The sequence below is a fragment of the Mycobacteroides sp. H003 genome (genome assembly GCF_001440135.1).
GTDB classification, from domain to species: Bacteria; Actinomycetota; Actinomycetes; order Mycobacteriales; family Mycobacteriaceae; genus Mycobacterium; species Mycobacterium gwanakae.
On the sequence record NZ_LJYL01000009.1, the window covers coordinates 284,425 to 306,177 of the forward strand.

Annotated in this window: 21 protein-coding genes and 1 tRNA gene; 10 read left to right on the forward strand and 12 right to left on the reverse strand. The window is 64.6% G+C overall.

Annotated features, from left to right (window positions below; genetic code table 11):
• Nucleotides 1–6: 6 nt before the first annotated feature.
• Nucleotides 7–2,946 (reverse strand): RND family transporter, encoded by a 2,940-nt coding sequence (locus tag AOT87_RS01650; RefSeq protein ID WP_057968638.1) that lies wholly within the window; start codon nucleotides 2,944–2,946, stop codon nucleotides 7–9.
• On the reverse strand, nucleotides 2,943–3,365 hold the full coding sequence (locus AOT87_RS01655; protein WP_109365295.1) for an MmpS family protein: 423 nt from the start codon (nucleotides 3,363–3,365) through the stop codon (nucleotides 2,943–2,945). The genes AOT87_RS01650 and AOT87_RS01655 overlap by 4 nt, the downstream gene beginning before the upstream one ends.
• 165 nt (nucleotides 3,366–3,530) lie before the next feature.
• Here AOT87_RS01655 and AOT87_RS01660 point away from each other — a divergent pair, with 165 nt between their 5' ends.
• Nucleotides 3,531–4,187 (forward strand): TetR family transcriptional regulator, encoded by a 657-nt coding sequence (locus AOT87_RS01660; protein WP_057968637.1) that lies wholly within the window; start codon nucleotides 3,531–3,533, stop codon nucleotides 4,185–4,187.
• Between the two features lie 24 nt (nucleotides 4,188–4,211).
• Here AOT87_RS01660 and AOT87_RS01665 read toward each other — a convergent pair whose 3' ends face one another.
• Both AOT87_RS01665 and AOT87_RS01670 read right to left on the reverse strand, forming a co-directional pair.
• Nucleotides 4,212–7,253, reverse strand: a complete 3,042-nt coding sequence (locus AOT87_RS01665; protein WP_057969821.1) for an MMPL family transporter — start codon at nucleotides 7,251–7,253, stop codon at nucleotides 4,212–4,214.
• Between the two features lie 145 nt (nucleotides 7,254–7,398).
• The gene (locus AOT87_RS01670; RefSeq protein WP_057969343.1) at nucleotides 7,399–8,316 is read right to left on the reverse strand and encodes a helix-turn-helix domain-containing GNAT family N-acetyltransferase; all 918 of its coding nucleotides are present in this window, start codon (nucleotides 8,314–8,316) and stop codon (nucleotides 7,399–7,401) included.
• 83 nt (nucleotides 8,317–8,399) lie between these two features.
• Between AOT87_RS01670 and AOT87_RS01675 the strand changes: the two genes are divergently transcribed.
• The 3 genes from AOT87_RS01675 to AOT87_RS01685 all read left to right on the forward strand — a co-directional run bounded on the left by AOT87_RS01675 (nucleotide 8,400) and on the right by AOT87_RS01685 (nucleotide 11,618).
• The gene (locus AOT87_RS01675) at nucleotides 8,400–9,350 is read left to right on the forward strand and encodes a 4-(cytidine 5'-diphospho)-2-C-methyl-D-erythritol kinase (protein ID WP_057963791.1); all 951 of its coding nucleotides are present in this window, start codon (nucleotides 8,400–8,402) and stop codon (nucleotides 9,348–9,350) included.
• A gap of 231 nt (nucleotides 9,351–9,581) precedes the next feature.
• Nucleotides 9,582–11,231 carry a fatty acyl-AMP ligase gene (locus AOT87_RS01680; protein ID WP_057969344.1) on the forward strand — a complete coding sequence of 550 codons (1,650 nt, stop codon included), beginning with the start codon at nucleotides 9,582–9,584 and terminating at the stop codon, nucleotides 11,229–11,231.
• 3 nt (nucleotides 11,232–11,234) lie between these two features.
• Nucleotides 11,235–11,618 (forward strand): hypothetical protein, encoded by a 384-nt coding sequence (locus AOT87_RS01685; RefSeq protein WP_057969780.1) that lies wholly within the window; start codon nucleotides 11,235–11,237, stop codon nucleotides 11,616–11,618.
• A gap of 18 nt (nucleotides 11,619–11,636) precedes the next feature.
• Here the strand turns inward: AOT87_RS01685 and AOT87_RS01690 are convergent, their stop codons facing one another.
• From AOT87_RS01690 to AOT87_RS01705, 4 genes are all read right to left on the reverse strand, one after another.
• The gene (locus tag AOT87_RS01690; RefSeq protein WP_057966827.1) at nucleotides 11,637–12,659 is read right to left on the reverse strand and encodes a beta-ketoacyl-ACP synthase III; all 1,023 of its coding nucleotides are present in this window, start codon (nucleotides 12,657–12,659) and stop codon (nucleotides 11,637–11,639) included.
• 30 nt (nucleotides 12,660–12,689) lie between these two features.
• Nucleotides 12,690–13,280 carry an aminoacyl-tRNA hydrolase gene (gene pth / locus AOT87_RS01695; protein WP_057966828.1) on the reverse strand — a complete coding sequence of 197 codons (591 nt, stop codon included), beginning with the start codon at nucleotides 13,278–13,280 and terminating at the stop codon, nucleotides 12,690–12,692.
• A 13-nt stretch (nucleotides 13,281–13,293) separates the two neighbouring features.
• Nucleotides 13,294–13,947 (reverse strand): 50S ribosomal protein L25/general stress protein Ctc, encoded by a 654-nt coding sequence (locus AOT87_RS01700; protein WP_057966829.1) that lies wholly within the window; start codon nucleotides 13,945–13,947, stop codon nucleotides 13,294–13,296.
• Between the two features lie 155 nt (nucleotides 13,948–14,102).
• Nucleotides 14,103–14,975, reverse strand: a complete 873-nt coding sequence (locus tag AOT87_RS01705) for an oxidoreductase (RefSeq protein ID WP_057966830.1) — start codon at nucleotides 14,973–14,975, stop codon at nucleotides 14,103–14,105.
• 41 nt (nucleotides 14,976–15,016) lie between these two features.
• Here AOT87_RS01705 and AOT87_RS01710 point away from each other — a divergent pair, with 41 nt between their 5' ends.
• Nucleotides 15,017–16,195, forward strand: a complete 1,179-nt coding sequence (locus tag AOT87_RS01710) for an erythromycin esterase family protein (RefSeq protein ID WP_157858998.1) — start codon at nucleotides 15,017–15,019, stop codon at nucleotides 16,193–16,195.
• Here the strand turns inward: AOT87_RS01710 and AOT87_RS01715 are convergent.
• The 4 genes from AOT87_RS01715 to AOT87_RS01730 all read right to left on the reverse strand — a co-directional run bounded on the left by AOT87_RS01715 (nucleotide 16,182) and on the right by AOT87_RS01730 (nucleotide 19,521).
• Nucleotides 16,182–16,832, reverse strand: a complete 651-nt coding sequence (locus AOT87_RS01715) for an LpqN/LpqT family lipoprotein (RefSeq protein ID WP_057966832.1) — start codon at nucleotides 16,830–16,832, stop codon at nucleotides 16,182–16,184. The genes AOT87_RS01710 and AOT87_RS01715 overlap by 14 nt on opposite strands.
• Nucleotides 16,825–17,811, reverse strand: a complete 987-nt coding sequence (locus tag AOT87_RS01720; RefSeq protein WP_005059141.1) for a ribose-phosphate diphosphokinase — start codon at nucleotides 17,809–17,811, stop codon at nucleotides 16,825–16,827. Before AOT87_RS01720 ends, AOT87_RS01715 begins: the two co-directional genes overlap by 8 nt.
• A gap of 173 nt (nucleotides 17,812–17,984) precedes the next feature.
• Nucleotides 17,985–19,433, reverse strand: a complete 1,449-nt coding sequence (gene glmU, locus AOT87_RS01725) for a bifunctional UDP-N-acetylglucosamine diphosphorylase/glucosamine-1-phosphate N-acetyltransferase GlmU (protein WP_030094578.1) — start codon at nucleotides 19,431–19,433, stop codon at nucleotides 17,985–17,987.
• A 16-nt stretch (nucleotides 19,434–19,449) separates the two neighbouring features.
• Nucleotides 19,450–19,521: transfer RNA gene (locus AOT87_RS01730), tRNA-Gln, on the reverse strand.
• A 151-nt stretch (nucleotides 19,522–19,672) separates the two neighbouring features.
• Here AOT87_RS01730 and AOT87_RS01735 point away from each other — a divergent pair.
• The 5 genes from AOT87_RS01735 (at nucleotide 19,673) to AOT87_RS01750 (ending at nucleotide 21,695) form a co-directional block, all read left to right on the forward strand.
• Nucleotides 19,673–20,266, forward strand: a complete 594-nt coding sequence (locus tag AOT87_RS01735; RefSeq protein WP_030094579.1) for a TetR/AcrR family transcriptional regulator — start codon at nucleotides 19,673–19,675, stop codon at nucleotides 20,264–20,266.
• Between the two features lie 128 nt (nucleotides 20,267–20,394).
• Nucleotides 20,395–20,574, forward strand: coding sequence for a hypothetical protein (locus AOT87_RS01740; protein WP_044104543.1), 180 nt, complete (start codon nucleotides 20,395–20,397; stop codon nucleotides 20,572–20,574).
• 93 nt (nucleotides 20,575–20,667) lie between these two features.
• The gene (locus AOT87_RS01745) at nucleotides 20,668–20,967 is read left to right on the forward strand and encodes a hypothetical protein (RefSeq protein WP_030094581.1); all 300 of its coding nucleotides are present in this window, start codon (nucleotides 20,668–20,670) and stop codon (nucleotides 20,965–20,967) included.
• 103 nt (nucleotides 20,968–21,070) lie between these two features.
• Entirely contained in the window at nucleotides 21,071–21,310 is a 240-nt protein-coding gene (locus tag AOT87_RS27470) for a hypothetical protein (RefSeq protein ID WP_081343208.1), read from the forward strand.
• A gap of 118 nt (nucleotides 21,311–21,428) precedes the next feature.
• A complete protein-coding gene (locus tag AOT87_RS01750; protein WP_057966846.1) occupies nucleotides 21,429–21,695 on the forward strand; it encodes a hypothetical protein in 267 nt (88 codons plus the stop codon).
• Nucleotides 21,696–21,753: the final 58 nt, after the last annotated feature.

Genomic DNA, 21,753 nt, shown 5'->3' on the forward strand with positions numbered 1-21,753 from the left:
GTCCTACTACGCGTGTCTGGGGAACTCTGTGGTCACCGGATCTGGTCCCGCACCGACCGGCGCTGGGGGAGGCGGTACCGAACTTGCCGGCTGAGGTGTTCTGGGCGGCGGCAATGGCCGGGTGCGCACATTCAGCGGCCACCAGAACCAGCGGCCCAGCAGGGTCGCGATGGCTGGTGTCATGAACGACCGCACCACCAGGGTGTCGAAGAGCAGACCCAGACCGATGGTGGTACCCACCTGGCCGATGATCGTCAGATCGCTGATGGCCATGGCCATCATGGTGAAGGCGAACACCAGGCCCGCGGATGTCACCACGCTGCCGGTGCCACCCATTGCCCGGATCATGCCCGTCTTCAACCCGCCCGGTAGTTCTTCCTTGAGCCGGGACACCAGCAGCAGGTTGTAGTCGGATCCCACGGCGAGCAGCACGATGATCGCCATTTGCATGACCATCCAGTGCAATTCCTGCCCCAGGATGTACTGCCAGATGATGACCGACAAGCCGAATGACGCGCCCAGAGACAGCAACACGGTGCCGACGATCACCAGCGAGGCCACGAAGCTTCGGGTGATGAGCAGCATGATCAGGAAGATCAGGCACAGCGCGGAGATGCCGGCGATCATCAGGTCGTATCGGGCGCCGTCGGACATGTCCTTGAATGTCGCTGCGGTGCCGCCCAATTCGATCTTGGCATCCTCAAGGGGAGTGCCCTTGACGGCTTCGATCGCGGCCAGCTTGATGGGCTCGATATGTGAAAGTCCTTCGGGCGACGTGGGATCACCGCGATGCGAGATGATCATGCGCAGCGTCTTGCCGTCGGGGGACAGGAACATCTTGAGGCCGCGCTTGAAGTCGGGGTTGTCGAAGATCTCCGGCGGCAGGTAGAAGGAGTCGTCGTTCTTGGCCTTGTCGAAGGCCTTGCCCATGGCGGTCGAGTCCTTGCTCATCTCGTCCATCTGGTTGTACATGCCGCCCATGGTGCTGTACATCGTCAGCATCATGTTTTGCATGGATTCCATGAGCGGGATCATGTCCCGCATATCGGCAACCATCTGGGGCATGATGACGTCCATCTTCTCCATCGAGAGGACCATGCCGTCCATGTTCTCGGTGAGCTCATCGATCTTGTCGAGCACCTCGAAGATCGATCGGAACGCCTGGCAGACCGGGATATCGAAGCAGTGCTTCTCCCAATAGAAATAGTTCTTGATGGGGCGGAAGAAGTCGTCGAAGTTCTCGAGGCTGTCCCGCATGTCGTGGATGGTGCCCTGCAGGGTGTGCATCTCGACGATCATCTGGTGCATCACGCCGGTGAGCTCGGTCATGTTGGCCAGCATCTTTTTCATGGTGTTCACCATGAGGCCCATTTGGTCGGCCTGGACCTTCATATCGGCCATCCGGTCCTTCATCAGCTTCATGTTCTGAACCTGGCCGACGCCCTGGGCGCTGATGAGGAAGGGGATGGAGCTGTGTTCGATCGGGGTGCCTTGAGGACGGGTAATCGCTTGCACGCGTGCGATACCCGGAACCTTGTAGACAGCCTTGGCCAGCTTGTCGATCACCAGGAAGTCCGCGGAGTTCCGCATATCGTGATCTGACTCCAGCACCAGCATTTCCGGGTTCATCCGGGCCGGGTCGAAGTGCCGGTCGGCGGCCTGGAAGCCCTGGTTCGCGGGGATGTCCTTGGGGATGTACTTCTTGTCGTCGTAGCTGGTCTGGTAGCCGGGAAGCGCGGCCAGTCCGATGATCGCGATCGCCATCGATGCGGCCAGGATCGGGCCCGGCCAGCGGGTGATCGCGGCACCGATACGGCGCCAGGTGCGAATTCGCATGGCGCGCTTGGGCTCGAACAGGCCGAAGCGGCTTCCAATGGTGATCAGCGACGGTCCCAGGGTGAGGGCGACGGCCACGGCCGTCAGAACCGCGACGGCGCAGGGCACGCCCAGGGTCTGGAAGTAGGGCATGCGGGTGAAGCTCAGGCAGTACATGGCGCCGGCGATCGTCGATCCCGTGCCCAAGATGACATGTGCTGTGCCATGGAACATGTCGTAGTACGAGGCTTCGCTATCCAGCCCCTTGACCCGGGCTTCCTGATATCGCCCGATGAGGAAGATGGCGTAGTCGGTTCCCGCCGCGATGACCAGCACCACAAGGAGGTTCACCGCGAAGGTGGACAGTCCGATGATGTGGTTGTCACCGAGCACCGAGATCACTCCGCGTGCGGCGCCCAGCTGGATGCCCACCATGAGCAGCACCAACAGCACGGTGAAGAACGATCGGTAGAAGAACGCCAGCATCACGATGATGACGATGAACGTCAGCCCGGTGATCTTGATCATGCTGCTGTCGCCGGCGTGGGCCAAGTCGGTCTGCAGGGCGGCGGGCCCGGTGACGTAGACCTTGAGCCCGTCCGGCATCGGCTTGGGGTTGCCCTGCGCGTCGGTGGTCAGTTTCTTGATGATGTCGCGGACGGACTCGATCGATTCATTCGCGAGCGTCTCGCCCATGTCACCGGCCAGGTTCACCTGTACGTAGGTGGCCTTGCCGTCGGTGCTCTGCGCGCCGGACTCGGTGAGCGGATCGCCCCAGAAGTCCTGAACGTGCTGAACGTGTTTGGTGTCCGCGCGCAGCTGCGTCACCATTTCGTCGTAGAACTTGTGCGCGCCGGGGCCCAGCGGTTGGTCGCCCTCCAGCACGATCATGGCCGCGCTGTTGGAGTCCGACTCCTGGAAGAGCCGTCCCATGTTCTTCATGGCCTTCATCGACGGCGCGTCGTTGGGGCTCAGCGAAACGGTGTTCTCTTGACCGACCTGTTCCAGCTGAGGCGCCGAGAGGGCGAGGATGACGACGACCGCCACCCATGCGATGACGATGGGAACCGACAGGCGCCGAATCCATTTGGCGATGAATGTGGGCTCGCCGTTGGCGTGTGCCCCGCTCATGCGGACTTCACAAAGCAGTAGACGTAGGCGCTCACCTCGTTGGTATACCTCTCGTCTTTTATCTCGCCATTGGCCGTGATGCGGCAGCCCAGTCCGTCAGCATTGCGGGTTTGAGCCAGGATGTTGCCCGTCATCGACGGTGCCGTCGTGACGATCTCAATCGACCACGGTAGCGTCGCCCCGTTGATCTGGTGGGGCTCCCCTTCCTTGTCGATGTAGTTGATGTCGGCGATGGTTCCGGGCGGGCCGAAGATGTCGTAGACCACGTGCTTGGGCTTGGAGTTGTTTTTGTCGTCGGTCATGCTGCCGGCGTAGGTGGGCAGCTGATGAGAACCGAAGATGCCGCGAATGCGCCATACCGCAAAACCCGCGATGGCCAGGACAAGCACCATGACCACCGGGATCCACGCCCGCTTCAATGCGCTGAGAATCGCAGGACCCCTTCACCCGTGTGCTGTCGAACAGATCGTTTACCGGAAAGTGCATGAAGCGTTCACGTATAACGCATAGCGTGTGCGTTACAGGCAACCTACCAGCGGGTAGGTGTGCCCGCAAGTCACACGCCGTGCGTTATCTTGAGGTGGATGACACATCTGGGTTTCCGGCGCGCACGTTCGGAGGAGAACAAGCGTCAACGTGCGGCAACGATCGTGGAAGCGGCGCGCTCGCTGGCGCTGGAGTCCGGTGTCGCGTCGGTCACTCTCACGGGTTTGGCCAATCGTGCGGGTGTCCATCACTCCGCGGTGCGCCGCTACTTCAGCTCCCATAAAGAGGTGCTGCTGAGGCTCTCGACAGAAGGTATGGCCGCGTTGGCCGAATCCGTGTGCTCGGCACTGGACGGCTCGCAGGAACGGTCGCCCGCAGACGTCGGTGCCGTGTTGTCGCGTGCTCTCATCGAGGCACCGCTGTTCTGCGATCTGCTGGGTAGTCATTATCTGCACCTTGAGCACGAGGTGGAACTCGGCCAGGTCCGGGAGGCTCAGCGGGTCAACCAGGCGGCGGCGATGACGATGGTCGACGCGATAGAACGCGCGGTGCCGGAGCTGGACCGCAACAGCGCGCTCGACATCGTCACTTCGGCCTTCGCGCTGTCCGGAATGCTGTGGCAGTTCACTCATCCCCCCGAAGGGCTTGAGCACGATTTCAAGGAAGAGCCGGGCTTTCCGCAAGACTGGGACACGGATTTCGCCAGCACGCTGACGCGGCTGCTCACCGCCACCTGCATCGGGGCCGCGAAGTAGTCCAGGCCAGGGCCAGTGTGGCACCTACAGCCTGCTGGGCCACCAGATCCTGTTACCGATGATCGACATTGCCGCCGGAACCATGACGGTGCGCACAATGGTGATGTCGAGCAGGAGCCCGACGCCGATAGTGAATCCGATCTGCAGCAGGTTGATCACGCTTCCGCTCATCAGAGCGAACATCGTTAGCGCGAAGACGAGTCCGGCGGTGGTGATCACGCTGCCGGTGCTGCCAAAACCGCGGAGAATGCCGCGGACTATGCCGTCGTGCGATTCCTCCCTGATTCGGGCCGCGAACAGCATGCTGTAGTCGGCACCTACTGCGATCAATGCCATGAACGACACCGGGAAAACCGACCAGTCGACGTCGATCCCGATGATGTGCTGCCAGAACAGGATCGTGATACCGGCAGCTGCGGCGAATGACAGCGCGACCACGGCCACCATGAACAGGGGTGCTAGCAGGCTGCGCAAGAGGACAGCCAGCACCAGGAATACGCCGAGCATGGCAACCACGCCGTAGGTGGCAAAATCGCGCCACACCTGATCGCGCATGTCCGCCGACAGCGATGCCAAGCCAGTACTGGCGAACTGGGCGTTTCGCAGGCTCGTTTCGCTGGCAGCCTGGACGGCAGATGGGGCGAGTCGATGTGCGGTGTTCAATGCCTGATAGCTATCCGGCTCGACGTTGAACACCACCAGCATCCGGGCGGTCTTGCCGTCGGGAGAGAACAGCAGTTCCTGACCCGCCACAAACTGTTTGTCGGTAAAGCCTTGTGGCGGAAGGTAAAAGCCTGCCCCGGGGCCGTCGGAGGCATGCGCGCCGATGTTGTTGAGGTAGCCCGAGGCTTCCTCAAGCCCGTTGTTGAGCTGGCCGGTCAGGCCGGAGATCTGGTCGACCCCGCCCTTGACCTGGGTGAGCCCGCTGGACAACCGCGATACTCCTTGAGCGAGCGCCGAGGCGCCCTGGACCAGTTCGTCCAGCTGTTTGCGAACCTGCGTCGGCGATTGACTTCCGAGCTGCTTTGACAGCGATTGGAGCCGCGCCAGCGCGTCTTTGACCCGTGGCAGCGCCAGTCGTGCGTTCTCGATGGTCTCCTGCGGGACGGCCATCGAAGCCAGGAGCTGCCGCAGCACCCGGGTCATTGCGCCGTTGGAGATCGAGTCGAGTTCGTCGAGCTGTGTCCGGGCATGCGCGCAGATCGGGTTGATGGTGCACGCCGGAGTCGGCTCGGGAGTCAGTGCGGGACCGAGCGCTGACCCGAGGGTGTTCACCGCATCCGCCGTCAGCGCGTTGGCGCTCAGGGCTTGTAGTGAATGGTCGAGGACGTCTACCAGGGCGGCTAGGTCGGCGAGCGTCTGCGGAATATCGACGCTGCTGTTTGTCGCGGTCGATATGGCCTGTCCCGCAGATTCGTAGCTGCTGATGATGGTGCGGGCGAGTTCGACAACTTGTTTGGTGCCGGCCACCAGCCGTGGCGCGTTGGCCGCGGCCGTATCGGCGCCGCCCTGCAGCTGTGCCAGGCCGGATACCAGTCGCCCAAGATCGGGGCCGGACTGGGTAATGCGCTGCTGTGCCTCTTCCAGGCGTTTGCCAATCACGCCGGCCTGATATCCGGTGGTCGTCTCGGTCAGCGGTTTTCCGGCGGGCCGGGTTATCGATCGGACATAGGCGACATCGGGCAGCGCGGATATGGCGGTGGCGATGTGTTCGAGGGCCGCCAGATCGTCGGTGTTGCGCATGTCCGTGGCCGACGTGATGACCAGGTATTCGGGTGCGGATTCGTTGACCCCCCAATGGTCGTAGACCTTCGCGTACCCGGTTGTGCTTTCGGTGTCGTTCAACAGCATTGAACTCTCGCTGAAGTTCACCCGGAACGTGGTGACAACCGAGGCGGCGGCGAGCAAGAAGACCATGCAAGCGGCGCTGAGGATCCCGGCGTGCCGGACGATCCTGGCGCCGGTGCGTCGCCACTTGAGCTCGTTGAGATGCCTGGGTTCGGCGTACCCGCGTGCACCGAGGATCGACAACAGCGCGTACGGCACGGTGAGAGAGACGGCGAGTGCCAACACGATGGCGATGGCGATCGGGGGGCCTGCCGCTTTGAACATGCCAAGCTCGGTGAAGGCCATGGCAGACGCCGCGACGGCGATGGTCAGCGCCGATGCGGCGAGGATTCCGTTGACCTTGCTGGTGCTACGGCGCAGGGCCTCGGGAACCGAGAGCTGCGCTCTGCGTCCCTCGTGGTAGCTGGCGACGATGAAGATCGCGTAGTCGGTGGCGGCGCCGAGTAGCAATGCCGTCATCAGGGAGATGGTGAAGTTCGAGACCAGTAAGACGCCGTGCTCGCCCAGCAGCGAGATCACCGGGCGCGCTACGCCGAGGGCGATGCCGATGGTTATCAGGGGGACCATCGCCGTGATCAGCGAGCGGTAGACCGCCAACAGCACCAGCGTGATCAGGACTATCGAGACTGCCGTGATGACCAGCAAGGAGGAGTCCATCGCGCTGAACATGTCGGTCAATATCGGTGAGGGCCCGGTGAGATAGATGTGGAGCCCCTCCGGCTTGGGTAGCTCGTCGATCATCTGACGGATGCGCACGGCGTTCTCGTGGGCCGTAGTGGTCCCGATATCGCCGGTACCAGCGAGCGCGAGGTGAATGGCCTTGCCGTCCGGGCTCAGTCCGATATCGCGCAGGTCCTCGCTGCTGTAGGCGTCGAGCATGTACGCGACGTTCTCGGTGTCCGCGCGCAGCGTATCGACGAGCCGTCCATACGCCCGCCGGTCGGCGTCGTTGATGCCTTGCTCGTCCACCAGCACGATGCTGCCGATGGCCGATGAGGCTGGAACTCCGAAACGTTCCGACATGTACTGAAAGGTTTGCGCGGCTTGGGTATTGAGCGGCATGAAGGGTGCCGAGTGCTTGGCGACAGTGGTTTCCAGCTGCGGTATCCCGAGATTCAGGATGACGAGGATTGCCAACCATGAGCCGATGACTAGCCAGGGGCGCCGCGAAGAGAACGTGCTGGCCGCACGAAGCGCCGGGTTGTCACTGTGAGCCATGTGAGCCACCATTTCGTTTGCAGCGCGGCGTTGGTAAACCGATCGGTCTATCGTCGCAGCATATAGACCGATTGATCTATTGCCAAGTTTCTTCGTGCCTTGTTGCAGGCGGCGTGCTGGACGGTGGAAGCGAGGCCGATAGCGGTTAGCTCAGCCGCTTTTCGAACCAGTGGTGCGCGTACTTTTCGTCGTTGAACGCGACGACCTCGCTGTAGCCCGCCGAGCGGTACATCGCGATCGCTTCGGTAAGAGCCCGGTTGGTGTCCAGGCGAATCGTGCGGGCGCCGTGGGTGATCGCCCGCTGCTCAAGTTCGGCGAGAATTCGCTTCCCGAGCCCCATACCGCGGACATTGGGGGAAATCCACACTCGTTTGACTTCGGCCGTTTCGATGATGCCGCCAGCGTTCCTGAGGAGCTTGAGCCCACCGCAGCCGACGGGCTCTTCGTGCAGGGTTGCGACGAGGAACAGTCCGGCGGGGGCGCAGAGTTCGGCGTCGCCGGCGGGGAGCGTCAGCGCGGGGTCAAACCCGCCGGAGAATCTCGCCGAGATCTCGTCGAAGTAGGCGCGAATGCAATACCGGGCCTCCGGGGAGCGGGTGTCCATGACGGCGATCTGAACCTGCGAGGCCACAAAGAGTCGTTCGACTTCAGCCATGGCATCGGCGAGCCGTTGCCGCTGGCTGATGCTGAGCGGTTCCAGGATCGAACGCGCCAGGTCGTCCGAGCGGCGATCCAGCTCGGACAGTTCGGTGTGGCCTGCGGGCGTCAGGCGCGCGGTGCGCACCCGGGTGTCGCCGTCCGCGGCATTCACCTCGATGAGCCCACCGCCTTCCAGGGCACGCAACAGCCGGCTGAGGTACCCCGAGTCCAGTCCCAGGCGGGCACGCAGCTCGCGGATATCGCATCCCCCCGAGAGCCTGGAACCGTTGGCGCCGATCTCCCACAACACCCGCGACTGCCCCAGTGGGCGGTCCCGGGTGAGGTATTCGCTCTCGAGGACGCCTATTCGTTGGGTGACGGTTCTGTTGAAGCTGCGCAACCCGTCGACCAGGGCATCGGTCATTTACCTGACTTTAGTCAGATAAAGCCGCGATGTCTCCGTTGTTCGATGGGTAACGGCCAAGTGCGCCGCCAGAACGTACCCTCATGGGCGTGTCCGAGACCGTCTCCGATTGGGTGCCCACCGGCGCGGTGACCGTTCGGGCGCCCGGCAAGGTCAATCTGTACCTCGCCGTCGGGGACCTGCGTGACGACGGCTATCACGAGCTGACCACCGTTTTCCATGCCGTTTCCCTGGCCGATGACGTCACGGTTCGGGACGCCGACGTGCTGTCGGTCGACGTCGTCGGGCAGGGCGAGGGGACGGTGCCCACCGACGAGCGCAACCTTGCTTGGCAGGCCGCCGAACTCTTCGCCGACCATGTGGGCCGCGCCCCCGACGTGTCGATCTTCATTAACAAGGACATCCCGGTCGCAGGCGGTATGGCCGGCGGATCCGCCGATGCGGCCGCGGTGCTGGTCGCGATGAACGAGCTCTGGCGCGCCGGTGTGCCGCGCCGCGATCTGCACCACCTGGCCGCGCGGCTCGGCAGCGATGTCCCGTTCGCATTGCACGGAGGAACCGCCCTGGGTACGGGCCGGGGCGAGCAGCTGGCCACGGTTTTGGCGCGCAACGTCTTTCACTGGGTGTTCGCGTTCGCCGACGGGGGTTTGTCGACACCCGATGTGTTCCGGGAGATTGACCGGCTGCGCGAGAACGGCGATCCGCCGCGGCTCGACGAGTCCGACGAATTGCTCGGGGCGCTCGCTGCCGGGGATGCACGCCGGTTGGCGCCGCTGCTGGGCAATGAGCTGCAGGCCGCTGCGGTGAGTCTCAATCCGGGTCTGCGGCGCACGCTCCGGGCAGGGGAATCCGCGGGCGCTCTCGCCGGAATCGTGTCCGGTTCCGGCCCCACGTGTGCGTTCTTGTGTACCTCGGCCGACGATGCGGTGCAGGTGGGTGCCGAGCTCGCCGGCGCCGGCGTGTGCCGGACCGTCCGGGTGGCCAGCGGGCCCGTGCATGGCGCGCAGGTCATCCAGGGCCGCAGCGACGGCTAGACACGCCGAATAGTGCGACACGCCGAACGGCCAGATCACAGTGGGTTTTGACGGCGATTAAGAAAAGCCTAAGATGCTACGGGATCGTACGAAGGCATCCGGACTGTCACCTGAACGATATGAATCCGCTGCTAACGGCCCCGCGCGCGCCTACCGCGCGTCGCGGCAGCTGTGGCGGACCATCCGATAAGGACGCGTGACTCGCCCAACAGGCCTAGGCCAGGAGGAACTGTGAGCAGGTTTACCGACGAGCTCTACGCCAATGCGCTGTCCAGCAGCAAGGGCATGGTCACCGGCGAACCCGACACCCCCGTTCGGCACACCTGGAAGCAGGTCCACGAGCGCGCCAAGCAGCTGGCCGGTGGTCTGGCCGCCGCAGGTCTCGGACCTGACGATGCGATCGGCATGTTGGTAGGTATGCCCGTCGAGATCGCCCCGGCGATCCAGGCGGTGTGGATGCGTGGTGCCTCGCTGACGATGCTGCACCAGCCGACCCCGCGCACCGACCTCGCCGTGTGGGCCGAGGACACCCTCAAGGTTGTCGACATGATCGGGGCGAAGGCCGTCATCGTGTCTGCCCCGTTCGACGCCGCCGCACCGGTGCTGGAGGAGAAGGGCGTCATCGTCGTCCAGATCAAGGATCTGTGGGACGCCGATGCGATCGAGCCCCTGGATGTCGACGAGGATGCTGTGGCGCTCATGCAGCTGACCTCGGGGTCGACGGGTTCCCCGAAGGCGGTCAAGATCACCCACCGCAACCTCTACGCCAACGCGCACGGCATGTACGTCGCCTCCAAGTACAAGCCCGAGTCCGACGTGATGGTCAGCTGGTTGCCGCTGTTCCACGATATGGGCATGGTCGGCTTCCTCACGGTGCCGATGTTCTTCGGTGCCGAGCTGGTGAAGATCACCCCGATGGACTTCATGCGCGATGTTCTGTTGTGGGGCAGGCTGATCGACAAGTACAAGGGCACCATGACGGCAGCCCCGAACTTCGCCTACTCGCTGTTCGCCAAGCGGCTGCGCAACCAGGCGAAGCCGGGCGACTTCGACCTCTCGACCCTGCGATTCGTGCTCTCCGGCGCCGAGCCGGTGGATCCGGCCGTGGTCCACGACCTGTGCGATGCCGGAAAGCCCTTTGGGTTCAAGCCCTCCGCGATGGTTCCTGCCTACGGCATGGCCGAAACCGCCTTGGCCGTGTCCTTCTCGGAGGTTGAAGCCTCCGGTCTCATCGTCGACGAGGTTGACGCCGACCTGTTGGCCGCCCTGCGTCGCGCGGTTCCCGCCACCCGCGGAAATCTGCGCCACCTGGCGACACTCGGCCCGCTGCTGCCCGGCATCGAGGCGCGTGTCATCGACGAGGACCTGAATGTGCTGCCCCCGCGCGGCGTTGGCGTCATCGAGCTGCGGGGTGAGTCGGTGACCCCCGGCTATGTGACCATGGGTGGTTTCCTGGCCGCGCAGGACGAAAACGGTTGGTACAACACCGGTGACCTCGGATACCTGACCGAGAAGGGTCACGTCGTGGTCTGCGGTCGTGTCAAGGACGTCATCATCATGGCGGGCCGCAACATTTACCCGACCGATATCGAACGTGCGGCCGGCCGCGTCGAGGGTGTGCGGCCGGGTTGTGCGGTCGCCGTGCGGCTGGAAGCCGGGGTGGACCCCAAGAATCAGCGCGAGACCTTCGCGGTTGTGGTGGAGTCCAACGCATTCGAGAACGCGGATGAGGTTCGCCGGATCGAGCAGCAGGTCGCGCACGAGGTCGTTGCCGAGGTCGATGTGCGTCCGCGCAACGTGGTGGTGCTTGGACCGGGCAGCATTCCGAAGACGCCGTCCGGCAAGCTGCGCCGCTCGACATCGGTGGCCCTCGTCATCTAGGCGATGGCGTACTTTCTCGGGCAGCGGCTCGCCGAGCTTGTCCTGTTCGGCCCGATAATCCTGCTCATCGTGTGGCTGGCGACTCGTCGCCTGCGGCGTAAACCATCTCAGCAGAATCACTGGGAGCACGCGGTGCGGACGTGCGCTGTGAACCCCGCTTTCCGCTTGGGGCAAATCATCGAAGTGCTGTCGAGCGACGCTGAGCAAGGGGAGCGCGCGCGAATCGCATGGCACGGCACCGATATCCAGCAGGAGATCTGGTTTGGTGACGCGTGGCCGCTGGAGGACGTGTGGGTGGTGGTGAGTGGCGCGAACGGAGACGGTGCCGCTGAACGTAACCCGCAGGTCTTCTACGTCTCGGAAGTTCACGACATCATCGTGTTGTGAACGCCGAAGGCGTACCCGCTACTCGAACGGAACGGGTGGCATTCTGACCACCTGGGCGGCATAGCTCAGTCCGGCGCCGTATCCGATGAGCAGGGCCAGATCACCCGGCTTGGCGGCGCCGGTGGACAGCAGGCCCTCCATGGCCAACGGGACTGAAGCGGCAGAGGTGTTGCCCGTGTGCTCGATGTCGTTGGCGATCACCGCATCCGAACGCAGGTGCAGGTTCTTGGCCAGGAGTTCGTTGATCCGGCTGTTGGCCTGGTGCGGGACGAAGACGTCGATATCTTCCGGGCCCACCTTGGCTGCTTCCAGGGCGCGCTGGCCCACCTTGCCCATTTCGAATGCGGCCCAACGGAATACCGAGGTTCCCTCGATGCGCAGGTAGGGGCGTGGGCCCTCCGGGTCGGGTGCGGCCGCGAAGTCCATCCAGTCGATGTCCTGACGAATGGCGTTGGCCTGGCTGCCATCACTGCCCCAGACCGTGGGGCCGATGCCCTGTTCGGTGGTCTCGCCGACGACAACCGCGCCTGCCCCGTCGCCGAAGATGAAGCAGTTGCCGCGATCGGTCATATCCAGCGCGGGGGAGAGCTTTTCGGAACCGATGACCAGCACCTTGCTGGCGCTGCCACCGCGGATCATGTCGCCCGCCACGCCCACCGCGTATCCGAATCCGGCACACCCGGCGGACAGGTCGAATGCCGGGACACCCTGGGCCCCCAGCGCGGTCGCGACGGCCGGGGCAGACGCCGGCGTCTGCAGGTAGTGGGTGCTGGTGGCGACGATCACCGCGTCGATCTCGGCGCCGGTGAGCAGTGCGTTGGCGATGGCCTTACGTCCGGCTTCGATGGCCAGAGTCTGGGCGGATTCTTCCTCGGCAGCGAACCGGCGGGTCTTGATGCCGGTGCGGGTGTAGATCCACTCGTCCGAGGATTCGATGCGCTCGCAGATCTCTTCATTGGTGACGACGCGTTCGGGACGGTATGCCCCCAGGCTGAGCAGGCCGATCTTGTTGATGCCGGTGATCTCCGCGATGTCGGTCATGAGGAGACCATAGCGGGGCCGCCCGGATGTCTAACCCCAGGCATGTACCTGATTCTGTGCTGCTTCCAGGCCGAGGCGGATCAGCAGCTCAGTCGCATCGACGCCCTGTTCGCAGAGCAACGGAACCTGTTCGGTTTCCGTCTTGGCGAAATTCTCCAGCACGAAGGCCGCAGGGTCCTTGCGGCCGGGTGGGCGCCCGACGCCCAGGCGGACCCGCAGATAGTCCTTGGTGCCCAGTGCTTGCGATACCGAGCGCAGCCCGTTGTGGCCGCCCTCGCCGCCGCCGCGCTTGAGACGCACAGTGCCGAAATCGAGATCCAGCTCGTCGTGCATGACGATGACGTTCCCGGGGGGAACGGAAAAGAACTTGGCCAGCGCGGCCACCTGAGGGCCGGATGTGTTCATGAACGTGCGTGGTTTGGCCAGATTCACGGCCCGGCCGCCGAGGCGAATCGTTGTCGCCTCGGCGCCGGACTTCTTGTGCGGCTTGAACGTTGCGCCGTCCTTGGCCGCCAACAGGTCGGCGACCATGAATCCGAGGTTGTGCCGGGTCTTGGCGTAGGTCGGCCCGGGGTTGCCCAGGCCGACCACCAGCACGGCATCGTCGGATACGTCGGGCACGTCTTACTCCGCTCTACTCTTCGGAGGAGCCCTCGGCGGCCTCGTCCGCGGCGGGAGCCTCGGCAGCACCTTCGCCGCCGCCACCCTCGGCGTCCATCTCGTCGGCGGTCGGGGCCGCGACGACGTTGATGACCAGGGTCTCGGGATCGGAGATCAGGGTCGAGCCCTTGGGCAGCTCGATCGATCCGGCGGTGATCTGGGTGCCCGCGGCAAGGCCCTCAACCGACACGGTGAGGAACTCGGGGATCGACAGCGCCTCGGCCTCGATCTCCAGGGTGTTGGCGTCCTGGGTGACCAGGGTGCCGCTCTCGGCGTCGCCCTCGATGTGGACGTTCACCTCAACGGTGACCTTCTCGCCCTTGCGCACGACCAGCAGGTCCGCGTGCACCAGGTTGCGGCGGATGGGGTGAATCTCGATGGTCTTGGTGAGGGCCAGCTGCTCGCGCCCCTCGATGTCCAGGGTCAGGATGGCGTTGGTGCCGGTGTGGCGCAGCACGGCCGCGAAGTCGCGGGCCGGCAGGTTCAGGTGCTCGGGGGTGGTGCCGTGGCCGTACAGGACCGCGGGAACCAGGCCGTCGCGGCGGGCGCGGCGCGAGGCGCCCTTGCCGGTGTCCGTGCGGACGGTGACGGTGAGGTTATTGCTGGTGGGGGCGTTCTTCTTGGACATCTGGTCAACTCCTTGCGTTTCGTGAGACACGGCGCAGGGAGGACATCAGGATGACGCCCATGATCCCGTCGATAACGGTGGGAAGACCCACCCTCGCCGTGACAGCCTGTTCAGAGTAGCCGAGCCCGGACCTGAAAGACCAATCAGCGGGGGTGTCAGAGAGGGAAGGACACCCCGGTGAGCTGCTCGGACAGGTCCCATAGGCCCTTAGCGCTCTCGGCGTCCTGGGCTCTGCGGCTGCGGCCCACCCGCTTGGGGTAGCCCTTGGCTTCGAACGGGCCGTCCGGCCCGATGTACGTGTCGCCCGGCAGATCCTGGGATGCGGCGTACAGCGTGGGCAGGGCGCCGTGTGCGGCATCCTGCGCAAAGAGGTTGCCGGTCTTCAAGGCGATCTCGAAGATCGGGTTCCCGCTGTGCGACTGCAGCTCGGTGGCGGCCACACCCGGATGGACGGTCAGCGCGCGCACCGGTGATCCGGCCGCGCTCAGCCGGCGCTGCAGTTCCTTGGTGAACAGCAGGTTGGCGAGCTTGGATGCGCCATACGCTCCGGCGCGGGTGTATCCGCGCCGCTCGTAGTTGAGGTCGGCGAGGTCGATCTTCCCGGCGCGATGAGCGACCGATGCCACCGCGATCACACGGTCGGTGATCTTGGGGAGCAACAGATTGGTGAGTGCGAATGCGCCGAGATGGTTTGTGCCGATTTGGCTTTCGAAGCCATCGACGGTCTTGGCCTGCGGCACCATCATGATGCCGGCGTTGTTCACCAGGATGTCGGCGGTATCGACGGTGTCGGCGAAGGCACGCACCGACGCCAGATTGGCGACGTCGACCTGACGCACCTCGGTGCTTCCCTTGATCGAGGACTGGGCGGCCTTGCCTTTCTCGGTGTTGCGCACCGCCATGACGACATGGGCGCCCACGCGAGCCAGCTCGCGGGCGGTCTCCAGGCCGAGTCCACTATTGGCTCCGGTGATGATGACGGTGCGGCCTTCAAATGACGGCAGCGCCGCGGCGGTCCATTTGGTCACGGGAGCTGACCCTAATGCTCAAGCTCGATACCGTCGAGGGCGTGACTTTTGAGGCAGACGTCGACGCCTTCCTTTCGGGCCCGCAGTCCCCACCCCGCCTGCTCGGTATCGGAGAACCGACCCATGGGCCGCAGGAGTTCGGTTACCTGCGCAACCGGCTGCTTCGTCACCTTGTGGTCGAGCGCGGCTTCCGGTCGGTCGCGCTGGAGAGTGACGCCGTGGCCGGATTCGCCGTCGACCGGTATGTGACGGCAGGGGAGGGCACCCTCGACGAGGTGCTCGACGCCGGATTCAGTCACGGGTTCGGTGCGTATCCGGCCAGCCGCGAGCTCGTCGAGTGGCTACGCGACTGGAACAGCGGCCGAGCACCCGGCGAACAGGTGCGGTTCTACGGTTTCGACGCCACCACCGAGATGATGGCGTCGCCAAGTCCGCGCGACACCCTCCTCGCGGTGCACAGGTATCTGTCGAACGGTGGTGCCGCCCTGCCTTACTCCGAGGAGGTGATCACCGATCTGGTGGGTGAAGATGCCGCCTGGTCTCACCCGGACGCCATGCTCGATGCCACCGTCTCGATCGGCCGATCGGCTCCGGCACGCGCATTGCGGCTGGTCGCCGATGAACTCGTGATCGCGTTGGCGAGGTACGCCCCCGCGTTGCGCGCCTCGACCTCGCCGCAGCAGTTCTGGCAGATGTGCACCGTCGCCCGCGCGGCAGTGAGCCTGCTGCGGGCACATTTCGCGATGGCCGACCCTGGCCCGGATCGCATGTCCACCATGCTGGGTGTCCGGGATGCGCTCATGGCCGAGAATCTGGAGGCTATCGCCGAGGCCGAAATGCATAGGGGCCCAACGTTGGTGTTCGCCCACAACGAGCACCTGCAGCGACATCAGAGCACGGTGTCCATGGGCCCTGCGCAGGCGAGTTGGTGGTGCGCCGGAGCGCTGGTGGCCTCGGCCGATCGTGTCCCGTACGCGGTCATCGCAAGCGATTTCGGCACTCATGAAGCCGCGAACATCGGCGTGCCGCACGCTGCCACCCTCCAGGGATGGATGTGGAGCTGGGAATCCGATCGGATCCTCTTTCCTGTTGGCGAGATACCGGATGGACTGCTCGCCCGTCAGGACGTGGCCCCGCAGACGGGTTGTTACCCGGTTGACCCCGGCCAGCTCACGGGCGTGGATGCCATCGCATTCATTCGGTGCCTCAGCGCTTTGTGATCTTCAGACCGCCGGTGAGAGCGGCGACGTCCGTGGCCAGTGCCGACGCCTGCGCCTCGGTGGTGGTCACCGTGAGCTGCACGAGGTAGTGCAGCGGTCCGTCCGGCACGATGACGTCCCGATTCCACGCGTGCACCCGGACATTCTGGTTGTCGTAGGTGCCTTCGATGGCGGCCGACGGGTACCCCTGAAAGTCGTCGAGGGATGAGCTGATCTTTTGAAAGCCCTGGGCGTTCTGCGCGTCGACGAACCCGTGCTCGGTGATCGCCGTGCGGGCGTCCAGGGCACCCTCCAGCCTGATGAGGTAGATCACTGCGCTGGGTGTTCGTCCTTGATCGGCCGCGCTGGGTTTGTCACTGACCAGGTAGGCGGGTTCGAACGCGCCCAGATTCTCCCAGCCTTCGGGCAGCGGCATCTCGACGCGCACGTTCGCCGAACTCTCCGGCGACACCGGGACTACCTTGACGCCGGCGCTTTGCAGGTACTCGTTCATCGAGGTCGGCGTGGTGGTGGGTGTCGCCGTGGTGCTCGATGCCGAGCTGCTTGACGAACCAGCTTGTGGCTCGGGTTGTTTCGACTCGCATCCGGCGGTCGCGAGCGCCAGCAGGCACCCCGCGACCAGCGCGGCGCTACGCATTCCCGTCGAAAAGTCCTGTTACCGAACCGTTCTCGAAAACCTCGCGGATGGTGCTGGCGAGCAGCGGCGCAATCGACAGCACCGTCAGCTGGGGGAAGCGCTTCTCCTCGCCGATGGGCAGCGTGTTGGTGACCAGCACCTCGCGGGCGCCACAGTTGGCCAGGCGCTCGGCGGCAGGGTCGGACAGCACGCCGTGGGTGGCGGCAATCACGACGTCCTTGGCACCGGCCTCGTGCAGCAGCCCGACGGCCCCGGCGATGGTGCCACCGGTGTCGATCATGTCGTCGGTGATGACGCAGGTCTTGCCGGTGACGTCACCGACGACGCGGTTGGCCTTGACCTGGTTGGGCACTCGCGGGTCACGTGTCTTGTGGATGAAGGCCAGCGGCACACCGCCCAGGGAGTCGGCCCACTTCTCGGCGACGCGCACGCGCCCGGAGTCCGGCGACACGACGACGACATCTTCGCCATTGCTCACGTAGTGCTCGGCGATGTATCCACACAGCAGCGACTGGGCGCGCATGTGATCCACCGGTCCGTCGAAGAAGCCCTGAATCTGGTCGGTGTGCAGGTCCACCGTGACGATGCGGTCGGCGCCCGCGGTCTTGTACAGGTCTGCCACCAGGCGCGCCGAGATCGGCTCGCGGCCACGGTGCTTCTTGTCCTGGCGCGCATAGGGGTAGAACGGCAGGATCGCGGTGATCCGCTTGGCGCTGCCCCGCTTGAGCGCATCGATCATGATCAGCTGTTCCATCAGCCACGTGTTCAGCGGTGCCGGATGCGATTGCAAGACGAACGCGTCGCAGCCGCGTACCGACTCCTCGAAGCGCACGAAGATCTCGCCGTTGGCGAAATCGCGGGCGGTCTGCGCGGTCACCTGGACGTCGAGTTCCTTGGCGACCTGTTCGGCCAGTTCAGGGTGCGCACGACCCGAGAACAGCATCAGATTTTTGCGGTTATCGGTCCAGTCGGTGCTCACGGCGCAGCTAGTCCTCTTGGGTTCGTAATTTTGGGCTTCACAAGGACGGCGCCGGGTACCGGCCCGCCGGGATAATGGTACGGACCTTTCCCCGGTGACTGGGAGCGGGTTGCCGGAATTTGAACGCGAGATGTCCAACCGCGGTTTTCCGAGGCCGTGTTCGCCCTCGGTGGTCAGGAATCCCTGGACGCTTCTTCGGCGGCCCTGGCCGCATCGCTTCCGGGGCGTTTCTGGGCCACCCAGCCTTCGATGTTGCGCTGTGGGCCGGCCGACACGGCCAGCGCGCCCGGCGGCACGTCCTCGCGAATGACCGTGCCCGCGCCAGTGTACGCACCGTCGCCGACGGTCACCGGGGCCACGAACATGGTGTCCGATCCGGTCTTCACATGCGAGCCGATGACGGTGCGCCGCTTGGTTTCTCCGTCGTAGTTGACGAAGACGCTGGATGCGCCGATGTTGCTGTGCTCGCCAATATCGGCGTCGCCCACATAGGTCAGGTGCGGCACCTTGGTGCCCCGGCCCACCGTCGAGTTTTTGACTTCCACAAACGCGCCCAGCTTGGCGCTCTCGCCAGTTACCGTGCCCGGCCGCAGGTAGGTGTACGGCCCGATCACCGATCGCGCGCCGATGGTGGCGCCCTGGCCGTGGGTGCGGATGACGGTGGCCGAGTCGCCCACCGTCACGTCGATGAGGGTGGTGTCGGGGCCGATGTGGCAGTGGCCGCCGATGACGGTCTGTGAGTGCAGCTGGGTGCCGGGCGCGATGGTCGCGTCCTGCCCGATCCGGACGTCGACATCGATCCACGTGCTCGACGGGTCGACGATGGTGACTCCGGCGCGCTGGTGGAAGCGGATGATTCGCCGATTCAGCTCGGCGCCCATCTCAGAGAGCTGCACCCGGTCGTTGACGCCGGCCACCAGTGCACTGTCGTCAACATGGTTGGCGTGCACCGCTTTTCCGCCTTGGCGGATGATCGACACGGCGTCGGTGAGATACAACTCGTGCTGGGCGTTGTCCGAGCGCAGCTGAGACAGCGCCGCGTGTAGCGGCCCGATGTCGAAGGCGTACACCCCGGCATTGACCTCACCGATGGCACGTTGGCTGTCGGTGGCGTCGGTCTGCTCCACGATGGCGATGACCTCGCGGTCCTGGGTGCGCAGGATGCGCCCGTAACCGGTGGGATCGGCCAGGGTGGTGGTCAGCAGGGTGGCGGCGGCGGGCTCGGCCTGATGCCGGTTGATCAGTCCCGCGAGGGTTTCCCCATCGAGCAGTGGGATATCGCCGGAGGTGACGACGACGGTGCCGGCGAAGTCCGCGGGCAGCGCCTGCAGGCCGCATGCCACAGCGTGCCCGGTGCCAAGCTGCTGTTCCTGCACGGCGATAGCGATCTCGCGATGCAGCGATTCGGCGAGTATCTCCACCGCGGTGGCGATGCGTTCGCGGTCGTGTCCCAGCACGATCACCAGGTGTTCGGGGTTGACACTGGCGGCGGCATGTACCGAGTGCGCCAACATCGAGCGGCCGCCGAGGGTATGCAGCACCTTGGGGATGTCCGAACACATACGGGTACCGGCACCCGCGGCTAGCACGATTACTGCAGTCCCAGCGGGATTGCCTGGCATTTCCTACTCCCTACTGCTCCGTCGCCAGGACTCGAACCTGAACTATCTGAACCAAAATCAGAGGTGCTGCCGATTACACCACGACGGACTGTTACAGAATGAAGACTGTAGTCGACCAAGGAGCGAGGCTTGTCCGAGCGACATCAGGTCAACAAGCTCGGTCGTGCGGCCGAGGAAAGTGATGGCACATGTCGGTACCAAGCAGGCCGGACGGCCCCGGGCGGACTCCTCGCGTCCGGATGGCCGGTACTGAGCGGCGCCGCCAGCTGATCGATGTCGCGCGGTCGTTGTTCGCCGAACGTGGGTACGAGGCCACGTCCATCGAAGAGATCGCCCAACGCGCCGGAGTCTCTAAACCCGTCGTGTACGAGCATTTCGGCGGCAAGGAGGGCCTTTACGCCGTCGTAGTGGATCGCGAGATGTCGGTGCTGCTCGACGGCATCACCTCGTCGTTGACGAGTTATCGCTCGCGGGTGCGGCTGGAACAGGTGGCGTTGGCCTTATTGAGCTATATCGAGGACCGCACCGACGGATTCCGGATCCTGATCCGGGACTCACCGCCCGGGGTCAGCTCGGGGACATATTCGAGCCTGCTCAACGACGCGGTCAGTCAGGTGTCGAGCATCCTGGCGGGCGACTTCCAGCGCCGGGGACTGGATGCGGAGATGGCGCCGCTGTATGCGCAGGCGTTGGTGGGGCAGGTATCGATGACAGCCCAGTGGTGGCTCGATGCGCGGGAGCCCAAAAAGGAAGTGGTGGCGGCGCACATCGTCAACCTGTGTTGGCACGGCTTGAAGCATCTGGAAGCAGATCCGCAGCTACAGGAGGAATGAGCCCTCACACCGGAACATCTGAGCGCTGCGCTTCGTTGGATATAACGGGTGGTACGCGCAGGAGGTGGTCGGTGGTGACAGGGATTCGCCTGGTTCTCGGTGCTGCGGCCGCCGTCGCGGTCGCGTTGATGGGTGCTCCCGTTGCGGCCGCAGACGACTGCAGTGGTCCGCTGACCGCGCGGGTGTGTGTGAAGCCGGGCAACGCCGAGTTGCATTCCACGCCGAACCGGGAGTTCATCCCTGATGTTCCGCAGGCCTCGCCCTGGCTGGTCGTGGGTGGTACCGGCTCGGGCATCTGGATCCCATAGCCGGGCGCGCTGTCGAACCGAATCAGTGCGTGACATGCGCCGATCACCTAGAATTTAAGTCGTTGGGGTTGACCACAGGATGAGGTGTTTGTCATGACGTCAGTAGTTGTGCGATGGGCTGTGGTCGGCGCCGCCGCGGCCGCGTTGGGCGTTTTGCCCGTGTCGCTGGCTTCGGTTGCCGCGGCCGATCCGCAGTGTGCGGACCCGGCGATGTGTCAGTCCGAGCCGCCCAACCCCGAGAACTGCAACGGTGGGCCTGACGACATGGTGTGCACCCGTGCGGGGGACGCGGAACTGCATTCTTCGCCGAACCCGGCAGACATTCCGCCGGTGCCGCAGGCCGAGACTCCGCCCTGGATGGTTTTCGGTAACCCCGGTATGGGCGGCCACTAGCCGGTAACCCCGGGGTAGCACTGCCCTTGATGGTTGCTTTCAGATCCTAACGAGTTTAATGTTGTGTCGTTAGGGAATCTAAGCATTTAAGGGGTGTTGTCCCATGCCTGGCCTTCGATATGCCATGGCGGTGGTAGTGGTGAGTCTGCTGGCAGCGGTGCCCGCCGGTCCCCGTTCAGTGGATATAGCGAGTGCTGTCCGTGGTGGGCACGGACATTGCGCGCAGCCTCGGACCGGATCCGAGGTGTGCATAACTCCGGGCGATGCCGAGCTGCGGTCGTGGCCGGATCCGGCCGATCTGCCAACGCCGCCTGATGTTCCGTTACGCCCGGACAACCTCTGAGGTGATTCGGGGCCGGAACCTTCGCGATAAGTTCGAAAAAGCTGTGAACTAGCTGTGTGACATGCAAAAAGCGCCTAAAGTCAGACTCTGGGGTCGATGGATAGGCGAGGTGGTCATCATGACGTCAACAGTGATGCGGTGGGTGGTGGCAGGAGCCGCCGCGGCGGCGCTGGTGGTCACGCCCGCGGTACTTGCCCCGATGGCTGGGGCAGAGCAGCCGTGCGCGGATCCGGCGATGTGCCAGGCACCGACGCCGGGGCCGGTGCACGAGGATGCCGAGCTGCACTCGAAACCGAATCCAGCGGACATGCCGCAGGCCCCGCAGAGTGGCATGCCGCCGTGGCAGATGATCAACGCTCCGGGGGAAGCGCGTAACCACCCCTGAGCCTTGGCGTGGTCGGTCGTCAGCTGTGAACTGGCTGGGAATAGTGCTGGCCTGATGG